The following is a 16,453-nucleotide window of genomic DNA, read 5'->3' as shown; positions in this document are numbered from 1 at the left end:
TCAGAGAGCAATTTTTTTCTAATTTTTCTAAAGAATTTTATCATTGGTTAACGGTTTGTCATAATGAAGCACAACGTTTACGTATAAGAATAGTTGCGTGTTTGTGTGCGAGGATTTTCCGCAGGAAAATCAGACGTAACAAATAAGCAACTACCTTTGTTTTAGCACTAAACCGCAATTATTTTTATACATTGTTGTGCGTAGGCTTTTTTTCTATTAATTCCAATGTCTCTTTGACGAAATCTGTTTTTCCAAGTACATAGGAACCTCTATCGTTTTTAAACTTAGATGCTAATTCAATTTTTAAATCTTCGTATTCTTTTGCTCGTTTTTTATTCGCATTTAAATAGTCTCTAAAGTCTATTTGTTTCCACATCACATTATCTTTTGGACACATATGAATATGGAAAATCTGTTCTTTCTTTCCATCAAGATTATATCCCTTTCCAAATGTTGAATATTCCTCAATATTTTCTCTTGCAGGAACTTTAAAATGAGAATAACCTAATTTCGTAAATTGGTCGATTAATTGTTCGTCAAACAATTAATCTTTAGGAATTTCAATCATTAAGTCGATATAGGGTTTGGATTTTACTGATGTGATTGAAGAACTCCCAAAATGCTCAATTCTTAGAATTTTTTCTTGTCCGATTTTTTCTAAAATCCGCTGTTTTTCGTTTTCATAAATATTTTTCCATTCAGGATTGTGGTCAACCAATTCAATCGGGAAAAGTGTATTCCAGTCCTCTTTGGTCAAATCGTATAATGTTTTTTTCATTGTTTTCGGTTGGTTTTTCAGCTTACGCACAACGGTCATGTATATGAAAAGTTGCATGTTTGTGTGCGAGGATTTTCCGAAGGAAAATCAGAAGCTAGCAAATGAGCAACTAACTTTGTTTTAGCCTAATACTATCAATTTTTTATATACTGTGTTAGCGGTTGTTATTTTTAGCCTTAATCCTTTCTATTATCTAACCAACGATGATACTTTCTTGCATTTTTATTATGCTCAGTTATGGATTCAGCGAAAAGGTGATATCCCAAATTATTTGGGTCAACACACATATAATAAAAATTGTGTTCTTCTGAATTCAAAACTGCATCTATACTCGTTATGGAAGCCATACTTATAGGTCCAGGTGGAAGTCCTCTATGTAAATAAGTGTTATATGGTGAATCAAAACGTATATGTTTATATAAAATCCTTGTCGCTTTAAAATCTTTAGTAGCAAATTTTGCTGTTGGGTCTGCATCTAATTTCATACCTATTTTGATTCGATTTAAATATAACCCTGCAACCCGTCTTTTTTCTTCGTCTCGTGATATTTCTCTTTCTACTATTGATGCTAAAGTGTAAACCTCTTCGGATGTCAATTCTAGTTTTTTAGCCTTTGAAAGTCTATTGTTTGAATTCCAAAATCTTTTATGTTCTTTAATCATTCGTTCAAAAAATTCCTTTTCGTTTGTGTCCCAATAAAATTCATACGTATTTGGAATAAACAAACTCATTAACGTTTCTCTGTTGTATCCAAATTGTTTTATATAATTTTCGTTTTTAAAAAGGTTAATCAAACTGGTTGAATCACTTTCAATAAATTTAGAAGCTTTACCTGCAACATCTGCTAATTCCCAACCGTGAGTTAAGACTAAATTTACGGGTTCTTGATTACCAGCTCTAAGATGACTGATTAATGAGCGATTACTCCAAGAAGGATTTATTTTATATCTTCCAGACCTAATTACATTTTTCTTATAATTCATCATTTCAGACACCTCTCGAAACGAAACTGTATCGATAATTTGGTTATTCGTGTAGAGGATATTAACTACATCTTCAAATGAAGAATTTGTCGGAATTATTATGATACTATTTTCCAGTTTTTCTGGAACATTGGGTGACACTATTCTTGAATATTTAAAATAACCGAAAATGCCTCCTAAAAGCAAAATTGTCAGTATTACCCAAGTTATTTTTTTATTCATTTAGTTTTTTCTAATAAACGCTAACGTTTTTGTGTATGGTTAGTTGCGTGTTTCAGCAACTAATTTAGTAAACAAAAACGAACGCGAGAAAATTCCGAAGGAATTTTCCAAATAAACAACGACCAAAGCAATTAATTATACACGGTGTTACCTGCTGGCTTTATTTCATAAATTTTTCCAAATATCCACTGTCTTTTAAAAATCTATCGTAATCTTCAATGTTTAAAATATGATTGACAGCTAATTTCTTATCATCTGCTTTGTCAAAATAGGCTTTTACAATTTCATAACCTATCCAATATCCTAAATCGTTTGGGCGATTATCTTTTCCGCTTGTTGCATAAAGCCAATCCTGCATATCATTTTTGTACATTCGCTCCGTAAATTCTTTACACAATTCTTCCTTGTGTTCATTTCCGTATTTATTTGCTTCTTGATTTCCTTTAATTCCAGTCACTAACTCTGCGATAAAGTCAGCCATTCCTTCAAGGATTGATTGTTGTAGTAAATTAGTTTCTCCGCTATCTGGCCATTTTTGTTGAAAATGAATTGATTCGTGAATAACTAATTCAGGAAGATGGTCTAAACTTGTTAGTTTTTCAGCTCCAATGAGTAATCCATTTTCAGATGTAGTTCCACCACTATTAAAGCGTCCGACAACGAAATAAACAGGCGGATAAACAGCATATGGATACCAATATTCCAAGGCATAGAAATATGGTTTAACCTTTTTTTCTACTTCTTTTATTTTTACTTCAATTCCTCTAATTTTTTCATAATCTTGTTTTCGTCTTTTTACCATTTTTAGCAAAGAGTCTGCACTAATTATTCTATTTGGAATAAAACCTTGAAGTCCAATCGTTCCATTTTTTATATAAGCCTCAAAAGGGTTTATATTTGAGTTTTCCATTAAATCAAATGCTATCCAAAAGTTTTGAATGTCGGAAGTTTCAAATATGGCTTCTTGTGGGTCTTGCGGAAAAGTTTTCTCTTGTCCAACTGCTTTTGTAAGACTTAATGTTGTCAGAATTAATATTAATGTTTTCTTCATTTCGATTTTTTTCAGCTTGCAGGTAACGTTGTTGTATAAGATTAGTTGCGTGTTTCAAGCAACTAATTTACTAGATTAATCACGAACGGCGAAATTCCGAAGGAATTTCCCAAGTGAGCCAAAACTAGCAATTAATTTTATACGGTGTTAGGACACGTTTTTATATTTTAAATTCAATTCACTATCTATTCTTTCAAGTAGCTTGTTTTCATAGATAAATTCAAAATCAGTTGCTTTAAGTTTATATAAATCTAATTGTTTTTTGTAGTGATTAAATTGTCTAACGGAAAAAGTTAGATAGAAAACAAAAGGTGATAAAAAACTGAATTTGAACAAGTCATAAGCCTCAAGTGTAATATTCGAAAATTCCCAATCATTCATTTTTAAAAAAATAAACAAGAAACTCATAATTCCAATCATAATTAGTGTAAGTGAAATAGAAATCCTTGATTCCCATTTCCTCATTTCTTTTTTGTAGAATTTAGTGTTTTTATTTATTTCTTTATTCTTTGCCATTCATTGCATATAATTATTATACAAATATACTAGCTAACTAATTGTTTGTCAATCGAATATATAAATAGTTATTAACGTAAAATAAGAATATAAGCATTATATTATAAAAATATGATATTATAATAATTTAATATACTGTAAATTAGTATTTTAATAATAATATATAATCATATATACTTGAAAATGAGCAAAAATGTTAAAATCTTTTTATTAAAAGGTATTTCAATTGATTTTGAAAATGATGTAAAAGAATATAATCGGTTACATAGTGTTATAGGTTATTTTACAAATTTAAAAGAATTACATAGTCAGTTTGAAAAGGGTTCAATTCAATCATATTCAACATTGTGTAGCCATATGAAAGAGAAAGGATTTTACACAACTAAAAATCCTGTAATTCGATTTAAGCGAGCTGTTCATAGGTTTAATGAAATAACAATAACACAAATAGAGACTAATAGACTTTATCAGAAAGGTGACTATATAGATTTGACGGAAATTTTAAAACGAGAAGCAAGTGTTATAAATACGAATAAAGCTTTTCTCAATTTTTAGTCCAAATGTGTCCTAACGGCTTCGTATAAGAATAGTGCGGTTTTGTGTGCGAGGATTTTCCGCAGGAAAATCAGACGTAACAAAAGCGCACGAACTCTTGATTAAGTACTAAACTACGCATTATTTTTATACTTTGTTAGGCACAGTTTTTTTAAGGTAAATCATCAAAAATCTTTTCTAGAAAGGAAGCTTTCCATAATGCGCCATAAACATTAAATTTATGTGAATGAGAAAAAACTCCCATAAATTTTGCTGTATCTCCCTGAACCATTCCATGTCGACCATTTTTAAATTTCACAACATCGTCTGTTTTGAAATATACAGGTGAGCCAGACATTCCAGGATAAGTTATTGCGTCAACCCAAATAATTGGTTTATTTTCTTGGTCAGTAGCAGGTTCTGATGCAATTAACCCCGATTTCCATATAGGAAAGAAAGGTGCGCTTTTTATTCCCAATGGAAATCCAAGAATAAATATTCTTTCTGTTACCGTTATAACTACATTATCATAAGAAGATGTTTTATAATTTACAGGATATATTTTAGCTCTGATTGTATCGGTTAATGGTAATTCAACAACATCAACCATCTCTTTTCCAATCTTATTTTCATGCCAAAGTTTCTTTCCTGTTTTATCAAATAGTTTTTCCGAACACACAACATAATTACCCAAAATATTAGCATTATGCATTATTTTTATATTGTCAGGTGAAAATGGCTTTTTCGAGTCAAGCCATTCTCCATTCTTTGGATTTTTGTTTGTTAAAACATGGTAATTTGTTACCAAATAATTTTTTGTTTTTGATTTTATCACGAAACCAGTTGCACTTCCTAATTTAATATTGCCTTTATAAGTTTCAAAATATAAACTCTGAACTGATTCAGGTTGAATAGCTTGACCTATAATTTTTAAAGGAAATATTAGGAATAGTAATAATGTTAATTTCATGCCTTTTTTCAATTGTGCCTAACGTTGTTGTATATGGTTTGTTGCGTGTTTTAAGCTCTTAATTTGTAAATAATTACCGACCAAGAAAGTCCGCGAGGACTTTCGTAAGTAGGCAAGAACTAGCAATAAATTATATACGGTGTTACCCAACGTTTTTTTCTTCGTTCCAATGTTCAATCCTTTTGTCTATTTCTTTTTTCGGAAGTCTATTGTTTAATTGAAAGAGTTGTTTTATCTTTTTTACTGCATTTGGAAAATCAATTAAATTTTGCTTTAACAGTTCATCTAAAACATAAATTATTCCTCTTACTTCAATTCCTTGTTTACTAACTTGTTTTCGTAGTTTTCCATCTCCAGTCAATAAAATTCCGGATAATTTTTTACTATAATACCAAACAGAACAATCTTCAAAACTTAAACCACTTGAAGATTCTAACAATTCTGTTATACTTTGAAAGTCTAAAATTTCTTCGGTTTCAATTATTTTCAAATAGCCTTTTTTATGTAAAACTGAAACGGGACTTTTTTGTTCTTCATTCAACTCTTCATAAACGAAATCAGTTGTGTACAAATCAAACGGTAATTTTGAGAATACATCTAATAAATCAAGTTTTGCTAAATCAATTAATATATTAGCATCATTTATAACAATTTTCATATAGCAAAACTTAAATTAAAGCATAATTTTCTTTAACAAACTCTATGTTTTTACCTAATAGAGAAGAAGCTTTACTAATAGATATGTTTTCTTGAGCTAATGCTCTGTAAACAAGTCGTTCGTAACGATTTGAATTTTCAGGGGTCTCAAATCTTGAATGATTGACATCTTTTTTTAGACTAGGATTAAAATTTAACTTTATGTAAAACTGTTTTTGTCGCTCTTTAGATAAGATTTTAGCATCAACTAACCTATATATGATTGCGGGAATACTAATTCCATATTTTTTTTGGGTAGAAATTAATTCAGTAAGAGTTATACCTTTTCGTTTTCCACCAAACTCATTAATCACAATGTTTCTAGGTAAAAGAAATTCTGAAGCAAATTTATTGCAAAAATTTTCCTCTTCATTTATTTCACAATCCGGTAAGTTTAATAATAAATGACCTAATTCGTGTAGTAAAGTAAATCTTTTTCTTTCCACAGGGAAATTACCGTTAACTACAATAACTGGATATTTATCATTTACATAAGTTGCTAATCCATCAAATTTTTCATCAGCATCGTAAAGTTCAATAACCTTAATTTCTTTATCTTCTAAAAGCTGTATAATATTATGAATTGGGTCAGTTCCAATGTTCCATTCAGTTCTTAATTTCAACACAGCATTTTCTACATCACTAATATTATTGATACTAATATTTTCTATAATATTTTTGAATGAATAATCGATAGATAAAGTGTCCTCAATCCATAAGTAATTTTCAAGATTGATTTTTATTTGTTCTTTTAGAGAATTCTGTTTTTTCATTGAAAAACTAGACTTTTTTCTAAAATTGACTTCTCCAATATCTACTTTGAAAGAATTAAAAAAATAATCAATTTTTAAACCAAATAGACGAGACAGTTTTAATAATTTTGAACTTGAGGGCATAGAAGTCCCTTTTTCATATTTACTCACCATTTGTTTAGAAATTTGTAATTCATCAGCAATATCTTGTTGTGATAAACCTTTTAATTTCCGAGCGTTTTTTATTCTATAAGCGACTATATTTTCCATATTGATTTAGTTCAGTTGACAAATCTACATAAATTTAATGAAAAGTCAACTAACAATCAAATTTTGAGTGAGTTTTTTAATGTTGGGTAACGTGATTGTATAAGAATAGTGCGGTTTTGTGTGCGAGGATTTTCCGAAGGAAAATCGGAAGCTAGCAAAACGCACTAACCTTTGATTAAGCACTAAACTAAGCATTATTTTTATACGGTGTTGCCAACTGGTTTATTCATTAATCTTATAAATTCCGTTTCTATCAATAAAAGTTACTATTTTTATTTTATTTAAAATCGTTGCATTAAAGTTGTTTTTTTCACGATAATTCAATTCATAAACGTAAAATTCTGTTTTAGATTTGGTATTATTGTTTAAATTTTGAAGACTATCTACAAATTTAAATGTTTTTAATACAGAATCATTCTTAATTGCATAGAGCTGTTCAAGTTCAGGTTGGGCTTCATTCAAATAGTAATTTAACTTTTTCTTGTCCATTTTGATTAAACTGTCCCAAATAATTATGTTCTCATCCCGAACCATTGAGTAATCAAGTTCTTCAAAGTATTTTAGTTCTTTATTATAGTCATATTTTCCCTTTAGTTCGTCATATTCAATTTCTTTTAATTTTATTTTTTTGTAGGTATTAATGAAATTTGATTTATTATCATTAATTAACTGTTTTTTAATTGAACGAATTTCTACATAAAGTGAATCAATTTTTTCGAGTTCTTTATTGTGCTTTTTGTCATACAAAATATTCAAAAGTCTGTACGAGTTAGTGTTTATTTGAATGGTTAATGAATCGATTAACTCTCTATTGTATTTATGGTTGGAAATTGAATCAATAAGATTTAGACTAACAAACTCATAACTTTTAGGATTATTCAAATTGGGAATAATTTTCGCTTCTATATTTTCTTTCAAGTCTTTTTTGCAAGAAACAAAAAGCAAAATAAAACTAATTAAAACTATTTTTGTTTTTTTCATTACGGTTCTTTTTCAACTTGTTGGCAACGTCCCGCGAATAAGATTTGTTTCAATGAATTTTATTCGTTGTTGGTGTGAGTGCCTTTTGGCAGTCGCTCCAAATCTTATTCGCGGGACGTTGGAGTGAATGACGCAGGAATTCACTCCAACGGTCTCGTATAAGAATAGTTGCGGTTTTGTGTGCAAGGATTTTCCGCAGGAAAATCAGACGCAACAAAATTGCAACTACCTTTGTTTAAGCACTAATGTAGCAATTATTTTTATACATTGTTGGCATTAGTTTTTAAACACTTTTTCGGTAATAATATTTTTCAAATCCTTTTGGGAAATCAGTTTCCGTTCCAATTTTTTCAAATCCGAGTTTCTCATAAAATTCAGGTGCTTGAAATGAAAACGTATCTAAACTTATAAATCTACAATTTCGTTTTTTCGCTTCTTTTTCCGCTTCGAGAATTAATTTTTTTCCTATTCCGTTGTTTCTCTTTTCAGGTTTTACAACAAAAGTTTTTATTTCCAATGTTCCCCAAATTGAACGTCCATAAAGTCCACCAATGATTTCATTATTATCATCTCTAACAATTATTTCAATCGGTTTATTAATTTCATTAGCAAACTGTTCAGTTTTACTCTTGTTATATTCCACCAATAATTCGACAACTCTGTCATAAGATTTTTGGTCAACTTTGTCTGTTACTTTTACGGTCATTTCTCAAATTAATGCCAACGTTGTTGTATATGGTTTGTTGCGTGGTTTAGCACGTAATTTAGCAAATAAAAACCGAATAGAAAATCCGCGAGGATTTTCGTAAGTAGGCTAGAACTAGCAATAAATTATATACGTTGTTGCCATTTCGTTGTTTTTCAGTTGAAATATTCAATTAAATCCAGATTTTTAAATTGTGCCTTTCAGTAAGTTCGGTCAACATTTTATTTTACAATGTTTCAATTCCGTTCTGATAGCTATCTGAGGTGTGAGCTATTCCGCATTCAGTCCGGTTTTTTATTTTCATATAAAGGGTGTTCACTTTTCTCTTCTTCTGTAAGTTCATAGTACCTTTTAGCTCCAAGCTCTATTTCAAATGTTTTCATTAAGTCTGTAATTTCAGCTTTTAAGGTTTTGTTGATATTGGGGTCACCAACTCTTTTATACATGTAATCTAGAACGGTTATTGGAGTTCCATTTGCCCCTGTATAGCTTATGCCATTGACATCAATATAATTTTCATCTTCTGTTAGAAATTCATCCAAATAGAGGACATTAAATAATTGATTATAGGCATTTCCATGGTCAAAAGAGACCATCATGTAGTGTTTATTATCATCTCCACAAGTCATACAATTTTTATTTTTATTTAAAAATGCAATCATCTGAGCAGTAGTAGGATTTATAATATTCTCATATTTGATGAGATGGTTTTTTATAGCACTTTTAGTCTTTTCCGCGACTTCGTTAGCATTCCCTACATAATAGGAGCATATTTTATGCGAAAGCAAACTATATCTTTTTGAAACCCTTGAATTATCAATTTTACTACTTCCATTAAAATAAATAGTAGAATCTTGGTTGATTTGCAGTGTAGTATTTTGAACTTGAGAATTACCTTGGATAAATGTTGTAATAAAAATTGCTAAGAATATTACCTTTTTCATATCTACAATTATTTATGAGTTTAATTTATTTATATGATTCAGTTAGATTTTTTTCGTTCAGAGTGCGTTCCGCAATGAATGGCAACGTCCCCGCGAATAAGATTTGTTTCAATGAATTTTATTCGTTGTTGGTGTGAGTGCCTTTTGGCAGTCGCTCCAAATCTTATTCGCGGGGACGTTGGAGTGAATGACGCAGGAATTCACTCCAACGGGTTTGTATATGGTTTGTTGCGTGTTTCAAGCACCTATTTAGCAAATAATTACCGACCAAGAAAGTCCGCGAGGACTTTCGTAAGTAGGCTAGAACTAGCAATAAATTATATACGGTGTTGTGGTGTCGTTTTTATTTTTAATTCAGTTCCAATTTCAGGTTTCACTTTTTGTTTTTTATTCTTAGGTTTAAGTAAATACCAATAGATTTTATTTTTTCTTTTTTCCAATTCTTTTTCTATGGCAACTTTTAGTTCATCAGCAGTTTTATATCTATTACTTATATGTTCAGATTCAGTTTCGCAGTCAAATTTAGTTTCTAAACCCTCAACGAGAAGTATTCCAGAAAGAACACGTCTTTTTACAACCCAAGATTCTTCAGTTTCTGATTTGAGGATTTCAGTGTTTGGTGGAATTCCATTTTCATTATGTTGCAATTCAGTTATAAGTCCAAATTCAGGGATATTAAAACATTCAAGTATTTTTACAAAACCTTTTTTCATTGATTCTCAATTTCATTTTTTATTTTGGATTGATATTTTTCTCTGTCGGTATCGTGGATTCCGAAAATTGAAATTCCGCTGTCAAATATTTTAATTTCAAAATCACGTTTTGTTAAATATTGGTCATCCAAGTCATTTGATAAATAGATAAACCCTAAAAATAAAACTGAATATACAATCCAAAATATTTTCGAAATACGTTTCGGAATATTAATTGTCCAAATTCGGTTTATAATTAATGTTAGAATTAACCAAAATGCAAAATAAGTCAATAAATTAACTATAATTTCAGTTAGAAAATATTGGGTTGATAAAGAAGTATGAAATCCGTCACATTTATAAATAAGAGGAAATCCATATAAAAACTCATCTGTTCCGTCAATTACAATTCCGTACGACCATTTTGTTATAATTCCGAATGAAATCAAAGTCAAAGGAAAGGTCAATCGAAATATTAATTTTTTCATTTATTCAATTCAGAAGTTTGAGTGGTAAATGCACCACAACGTCTCGGCTATGATTTCGGACTGGGAAGTTATACGCTAACCAGTCAGCCAGAGATAAATTTTTAAAATTAATATTTTACATAGAAAAAGCGCTTAGCCCAGTTTGAAATATAGCCATTGTTACTTTTTGTGGTTTTCAATTCCGCAAACTATAAATTCAAACACTGAGTTTTAAAAATTCAATCTTCTAAATTTTCAACTTAACTATGAGTTTACAATTTACCTATAAAAATTTATACAAAGTAAATCCGACCGAGTAAAAAGTCTGTCTGAGTGAGTTTTTTTAATTTTAAAGTTATTCAATTCGGTCATGAGTAAGCATTCCGTCTGAGTGATAAAATTCGCACCTGAGTAAGTTTTTATTTTTTCAATTCACACCTGAGTGAGCATTCCGTCTGAGTGCGTAATTTTTCATTTAAAAAGTCAGCCACGAGAATTTTAATACTGCCGAAATTTTGATGTCGTACCATTAAAAGTAACGTGTTTGTGTATGGTTAGTTGCGTGTTTCAGCAACTAATTTAGCAAAAGGGAATGAACTAGAGGAAATTCCGAAGGAATTACCAAGTAGGCTAGAAGCAAGCAATTAAATATACACGTTGTTATGTGCTGTTATTATTCTTTTTCAATTATAAAGCATGCACCTTTTCCAGGTCTATATAGAACAACATGGTCATTTTTTCCAGTTCCATTATAATCAAAAGCAAAAGCTCTATCTGCTTTAGATTTTAAATCAAACCCTCCAATTCCATTACCTGGATCTCCATGAAAATACTTCGGAGTAATTACACCATTCTGAATATGCAAAACCCAAAAAGTACCTTTTCCCGATCTATATAAAACAATGTGGTCAAGTTTTCCACTTTTATCATAATCAAAAGCAAAGGCTTTGTCGTAAGGAGATTTTAAGTCAAAGCCTCCAATTCCATTGCCAGGAGCGATCTGTTCATAAACTGGATAGAAATTTCCGCTGTCATTTTTAATAATAAAGAATGCACCTGTTCCAGGTCTATAAAGAACTATGTGGTCAAGTTTTCCAGTTCCATTATAATCAAAAGCAAAAGCTCTATCTGCTATGGATTTTAAATCAAACCCTCCAATTCCATTTCCTGGGTCATGTTGTTTATATACAGGATAAAAATTCCCATTATCATTTTTTAATATAAAAATACCACCTTTACCAGGTCTATATAGAACTATATGGTCAAGTTTTCCAGTTCCATTATAATCAAAAGCAAAAGCTCTATCTGCTGTAGACTTTAAATCATATCCACCAATTCCATTTCCTGGATCAATTTGTTGGTAAACAGGAGAGAAAATACCATTATCATTTTTTATGATAAAGAATGCACCTTTGCCAGGTCTGTAAAGAACTATATGGTCAAGTTTTCCTGTTCCGTTATAATCGAAGGCAAAAGCTTTGTCGTGACGAGATTTTAAGTCAAAGCCTCCAATCCCATTTCCTGGGTCAATTTGTTGATAAACAGGAGAGAAAATACCATTATCATTTTTTATGATGAAGAATGCACCTTTGCCAGGTCTATATAGAGCTATATGATCAAGTTTTCCAGTCCCATTGTAATCGAATGCAAAAGCTTTGTCAAAACGAGATTTTAAATCAAATCCTCCAATTCCATTACCTGGGTCAATTTGCTGATAGATAGGGTTCCAACCGAAACCATAAAGTGATTGAATTCTTATTATGTCATCTATATCTAAATGGCGTTGAATTCCAGAGTAGAAAGGTTTCATTATCGCATTTGGATTGGATGAATGATCTAACCCAAGAGAATGACCAATTTCGTGTGTAGCGACTGTTATTAAATCAAACCTATTAAAAGGAGTCGGAATTTGAATTGTCCAAAGTTCAGAGTCATCAAAATGGATATCTCCGGCTAGATTACCTCCATTTGGTGGAGGGTAGAACGCATGTGCTAAAATGCCATTTGGGCCATCAAAAGTATTTCCATCACCATGATTCCCAGTAACAAATCGAATAATTATATCAGCATTATGATTATTAAGGGATTCTTCAAATTGAAAATTGGTAACTTCTTGCCATAAATCAAACGCATCTCTAATTCCTAACCTTATTTCACCTTCGTTTATATCATTGGTCAATTCAATAAAAGAATAAGTTAAGATTGATTTATTCCATATATTATTAATCCCTTTTGTTATATCTGCATTACCACATCTAGGAGTATTCAGTAAATTTACAGTCTCTATATCTAATGTGCCAGTAATTGGTATTCTATTCCATTCTTGAAATTTTTTCAAACTATCTGACGTTTTACTATCAAATATTCCTTCATTCCCTTTTTCTAAGTTTAGATATCCAAATCTTCGTAAAATTTCTTGAAGTCTTTTTATGTATGAAGAATTCAGATTCTCTATGTTTTTTTCTATTTTGAATTCTTTCATATTTGTTGGTATTAATTGCACATAACGTGTTTGTGTATGCTTTGTTGCGTTGGTTTAGCGTAAATTTAGCAAATAAAAACTGAATAGAAAATCCGCGAGGATTTTCGTAAGTTGGCTAAAAGAAAGCAATAAAATATACACGTTGTTGTAGCCAGTTTTTTACTTTCTTTTCCACCATTTTGGTTGTTTAGATTTTTCCCACTTCTTAAATCTTCTTTCTAAAATTGGTTTTAGTTTATCGTAATTATTCCAATTATCTTCTATATGGTACAAAGTTGGTAAATCTCCTCCAAGACTTTCACAATAATCATCTATAAATTCACCTTTTTCATAATATTCAAATGTAAAATCATTTCCTTTTTGGGTTAAATCTTCTTCTAATAAAACTCCATCTAAATTTTCCTCAAAAAATTTCGCTCCAGTTATTTTTCGGTTTTTTACTTTTTCAACTTCACTAATTAATAATTCATCATTTTCAGGATTAAAAAAATCTTTTTCGATTATCCAAGCTAAATAGAATCCTGTATGAACATAACCTTGAAATATATCCAGCTCTTCTGGAAAATCTCCACGAAAATGCCATTTTGCTTTATCATATACTTTATCACTTTCAAGAGGTCTTTTGACTTTTACCTCAATATATTTTTTTGAAAGATATTCTTGTTTAATTTCATTTAACTCTTTTATGGCTTTTTCATTTGTTCCACAATGTTTATTTGATTTAGCAACACCGCTTTTACCAATTTTTCCATTGTGAACAGTTAAAGAATGACCTTCAACTTCCATTTGAATAAAACTTGTAGTAACTCTATTTTTCTTTTCTAATCTTACTTTCATTTCCTAAATTGGCTACAACGTTTATGTATATGAAAAGTTGCGTGTTTGTGTGCGAGGATTTTCCGAAGGAAAATCAGAAGCTAGCAAACAAAGCAACTCCCATTGGTTAAGCACAAAATAGCAATTTTTTATATACTGTGTTGCCATTTCGTTGTTTTTCTGTCGGTTTAAAATCCGTAGTTTTTAGCGTTTGAGTAAATTCAATCAGATTATTATTCCACTAATTCTCTTTTATATAAACAAAAATGGTTGTCAAGCTATTTTCTGCCGTTCCATTAGAAAATACAATCATATTTTTTTCTTCCTCAAAACTTAACATTGTAACTTCGTTTATGTTACTTTAAATACAAATTTTCCTTTTGAAATATCAATGAGATTTGATTTGTTATGTTTCGCTTCAAAACTTTCTAATGAGTCTAAATCAGTTATTAATCTCATTCCTGTCTTAGTTATCCTAATCCGACCTTTGCTCGGAACGTTTTTATAGTTTTTCCCAAGATGGTGTAAGGCTTTGATTTGGTATGTGCCTAAATAATAGTTCAGTTCAGTTATTGAATCATATTCTGTTTGCGAAATTTTTAAGATAGATGAAGTTTTTTTGTCAGATTTTGTTTTGTTAGTGCAATTTGTCATTATCAAAATTGAAAAAATTAATAAAAACAGAAATCTCGTATTTGGCAAAAAAGCAGTTATTTTCAATTCAGTCATTTTTAGGTTCAGAGTGCGTTCCGCCAATGAATGGCAACGTTTGCGTATAAGAATAGTTGCGGGTTTGCGAGCGAGGAATTTCCGAAGGAAATTCAGACGTAGCAAACATGCAACGACCTTTGATTAAGCACTAAACCGCAATTATTTTTATACATTGTTAGCTTTTAGTGCTTTTTTGTCCGTTTATTTTTTCGTTAATATTTTATTTCAGTCGGCTTTTTAATTCCGTTTTCATGTTTTATTCAGCTCGATTTTAATTCCGCAAACTTGCTCAAATTCCGCAATATATAATTCAGATTTCGAGTTAGCAATTCCGTAATTTGCTATATTCCGATTGAGTGAAATTCCGCTTTTCAATTCAGATTTCGATTCTGTAAACGAGCTAAAAAGTCAGACGCAGTTCGATTCAGAGTTTGAGTGATAATTCAGCTCAATATTCCACATTTCATTTTCAAATTCCGCTTTAAAGGACTTTTGATTTAAACCCGAAATTTGAGGTTTTGCAATGACCTTTAGCATTAAAGCTAACGGTCTCGGTTATGAGTAGTTGCGTGGTTTAGCACTTAACCTTGCAAGTACACACCAAACTGAAAATCCGCGAGGATTTTCAGAAGTAGGCGAGAACAAGCAATTACTTATAGCCAATGTTATGCACAGTATTTTTATTTTAAAATATTGATATCATATCTTCTTAATATTGTTGAAAGTTCTTCTTCAGTCTTTTCCTTTCTAGAATATATTATTGGGCCGATACTAAAATCTTTATTAAAATCATACCCAATCCAAACCCCTTGCAATAAATCTTTCGAAAGTAAATTTTCAATTACAATATTTACAGGGGTTTCTTTACTTGTTTTATTTGAGTATTTCATAAACAATTTATCATCAGAAATCTTTCCAGATATTTTATAATCAAGTTTAGTTGAATGACTATTAACACCTTTACCTTTGACTTTTAACAACCAATTAATTTTAAACGTATCGATATGATGTATCCAAATAGACTTTCTTGGATTAACTTGCTTGTCTCTACTGTAATGATATTGGTGCCATTCGCCATTTATATGCGAGAATTTATTGATACTCTCAAATATTTCAACAATCTTGTCTTTATTAAGTATTACCTGTAAAAAGGTTTGACCAATTGCAAATACAATAAGCCCTGGTAATATTTGGTCAATTAATTCAATTAAATTTTCTTGCATACTATTAAATGATAAATAATGTTTGAATCATTTTTCTTGTAGGAAATAAATTCCTCATCTTTCAATACATTAAATTTGTTAGAAGATAAAAGTTTATTTATTGTTGATGGTTTATATCTTTTTGTGAAAAAGCCATCCACTTGAAATTCTGAATTCCCAGAAATATTATTCGAAATCTCGTCTTTTTGAATGAGGTGAAATAAAATGATAGGTTCATATGTGAAAATCAAATATCCTGATTTATTTAAAAGCCTATGACATTGTTCAAAGAATATCTCTGCATTCTCAAAAAATTCAAAAGTTCCACTACAAATAACTAAGTCGTAAGCATTTTTTATTTTTTTCAAGTCAGAAAGAGAATCAATTTTAATTAAGTCAATTCCATCAAATTTCTCTTTACATATAGAAATCATCTTTTTAGAAATATCTACACCTGTAATGGAAGAAAAAGTTCTTGTTTGGTAGACCTTTTCTATTGCTTGACCAGTTCCAATTCCTATGTCTATAATTTTTGAGTTTTTACTTATTAAGTTGAATACTTCAGATTCAATCAATTTTGGCGGTGTCCAGACATTTGGTCCACTTTTAGTCAGCAAGTCATATGATTCAGCTAATTTATCGTAAAATTTATCGGCTCTATTTTTCATATTGTGCATAAC

General features: G+C 30.2%; 17 protein-coding genes and 1 pseudogene. 1 reads left to right on the top strand and 17 read right to left on the bottom strand.

The window, feature by feature from the left end; all coding sequences use genetic code 11:
• Positions 1–184: 184 nt before the first annotated feature.
• The 4 genes and pseudogenes from Q0870_RS08730 to Q0870_RS08715 form a co-directional block, all read right to left on the bottom strand.
• Positions 185–778, bottom strand: a pseudogene (locus tag Q0870_RS08730) (GrpB family protein).
• Positions 779–954: 176 nt separating this feature from the next.
• The gene (mltG, locus tag Q0870_RS08725) at positions 955–1,983 is read right to left on the bottom strand and encodes an endolytic transglycosylase MltG (RefSeq protein WP_298554610.1); all 1,029 of its coding nucleotides are present in this window, start codon (positions 1,981–1,983) and stop codon (positions 955–957) included.
• Positions 1,984–2,143: 160 nt separating this feature from the next.
• Entirely contained in the window at positions 2,144–3,034 is an 891-nt protein-coding gene (locus tag Q0870_RS08720; RefSeq protein WP_298554607.1) for a DUF2268 domain-containing putative Zn-dependent protease, read from the bottom strand.
• Between the two features lie 147 nt (positions 3,035–3,181).
• Positions 3,182–3,550 (bottom strand): hypothetical protein, encoded by a 369-nt coding sequence (locus Q0870_RS08715; RefSeq protein WP_298554604.1) that lies wholly within the window; start codon positions 3,548–3,550, stop codon positions 3,182–3,184.
• Positions 3,551–3,733: 183 nt separating this feature from the next.
• Here Q0870_RS08715 and Q0870_RS08710 point away from each other — a divergent pair, with 183 nt between their 5' ends.
• The gene (locus Q0870_RS08710) at positions 3,734–4,105 is read left to right on the top strand and encodes a hypothetical protein (RefSeq protein ID WP_298554601.1); all 372 of its coding nucleotides are present in this window, start codon (positions 3,734–3,736) and stop codon (positions 4,103–4,105) included.
• 151 nt (positions 4,106–4,256) lie between these two features.
• Here Q0870_RS08710 and Q0870_RS08705 read toward each other — a convergent pair whose 3' ends face one another.
• The 13 genes from Q0870_RS08705 to Q0870_RS08645 all read right to left on the bottom strand — a co-directional run bounded on the left by Q0870_RS08705 (position 4,257) and on the right by Q0870_RS08645 (position 16,441).
• Entirely contained in the window at positions 4,257–5,054 is a 798-nt protein-coding gene (locus Q0870_RS08705) for a serine protease (protein ID WP_298554597.1), read from the bottom strand.
• 142 nt (positions 5,055–5,196) lie between these two features.
• On the bottom strand, positions 5,197–5,712 hold the full coding sequence (locus tag Q0870_RS08700; RefSeq protein WP_298554594.1) for a hypothetical protein: 516 nt from the start codon (positions 5,710–5,712) through the stop codon (positions 5,197–5,199).
• A 10-nt stretch (positions 5,713–5,722) separates the two neighbouring features.
• Positions 5,723–6,772, bottom strand: a complete 1,050-nt coding sequence (locus Q0870_RS08695; RefSeq protein ID WP_298554591.1) for an XRE family transcriptional regulator — start codon at positions 6,770–6,772, stop codon at positions 5,723–5,725.
• A 222-nt stretch (positions 6,773–6,994) separates the two neighbouring features.
• Positions 6,995–7,753, bottom strand: a complete 759-nt coding sequence (locus Q0870_RS08690; RefSeq protein ID WP_298554588.1) for a hypothetical protein — start codon at positions 7,751–7,753, stop codon at positions 6,995–6,997.
• A 283-nt stretch (positions 7,754–8,036) separates the two neighbouring features.
• Positions 8,037–8,459: a GNAT family N-acetyltransferase gene (locus Q0870_RS08685; protein WP_298554585.1), complete on the bottom strand. Its 423-nt coding sequence runs from the start codon at positions 8,457–8,459 to the stop codon at positions 8,037–8,039.
• Positions 8,460–8,740: 281 nt separating this feature from the next.
• Positions 8,741–9,403 (bottom strand): hypothetical protein, encoded by a 663-nt coding sequence (locus Q0870_RS08680; protein ID WP_298554583.1) that lies wholly within the window; start codon positions 9,401–9,403, stop codon positions 8,741–8,743.
• A 317-nt stretch (positions 9,404–9,720) separates the two neighbouring features.
• On the bottom strand, positions 9,721–10,116 hold the full coding sequence (locus Q0870_RS08675; protein ID WP_298554580.1) for a hypothetical protein: 396 nt from the start codon (positions 10,114–10,116) through the stop codon (positions 9,721–9,723).
• Complete coding sequence (locus Q0870_RS08670; RefSeq protein ID WP_298554578.1) at positions 10,113–10,562, bottom strand: hypothetical protein; 450 nt, start codon at positions 10,560–10,562, stop codon at positions 10,113–10,115. Before Q0870_RS08670 ends, Q0870_RS08675 begins: the two co-directional genes overlap by 4 nt.
• Positions 10,563–11,235: 673 nt before the next feature.
• Positions 11,236–13,044, bottom strand: a complete 1,809-nt coding sequence (locus Q0870_RS08665) for a matrixin family metalloprotease (RefSeq protein WP_298554576.1) — start codon at positions 13,042–13,044, stop codon at positions 11,236–11,238.
• Between the two features lie 159 nt (positions 13,045–13,203).
• The gene (locus Q0870_RS08660; RefSeq protein ID WP_298554572.1) at positions 13,204–13,881 is read right to left on the bottom strand and encodes a WGR domain-containing protein; all 678 of its coding nucleotides are present in this window, start codon (positions 13,879–13,881) and stop codon (positions 13,204–13,206) included.
• Positions 13,882–14,211: 330 nt separating this feature from the next.
• Positions 14,212–14,589, bottom strand: coding sequence for a hypothetical protein (locus Q0870_RS08655; protein WP_298554569.1), 378 nt, complete (start codon positions 14,587–14,589; stop codon positions 14,212–14,214).
• 662 nt (positions 14,590–15,251) lie between these two features.
• Positions 15,252–15,794, bottom strand: a complete 543-nt coding sequence (locus tag Q0870_RS08650; RefSeq protein WP_298554566.1) for a hypothetical protein — start codon at positions 15,792–15,794, stop codon at positions 15,252–15,254.
• Entirely contained in the window at positions 15,779–16,441 is a 663-nt protein-coding gene (locus tag Q0870_RS08645; protein WP_298554563.1) for a class I SAM-dependent methyltransferase, read from the bottom strand. Before Q0870_RS08645 ends, Q0870_RS08650 begins: the two co-directional genes overlap by 16 nt.
• Positions 16,442–16,453: the final 12 nt, after the last annotated feature.

This window comes from uncultured Algibacter sp., from assembly GCF_947487575.1.
GTDB lineage: Bacteria > Bacteroidota > Bacteroidia > Flavobacteriales > Flavobacteriaceae > Algibacter_B.
This window is presented reverse-complemented; position numbering and strand designations above follow the sequence as displayed.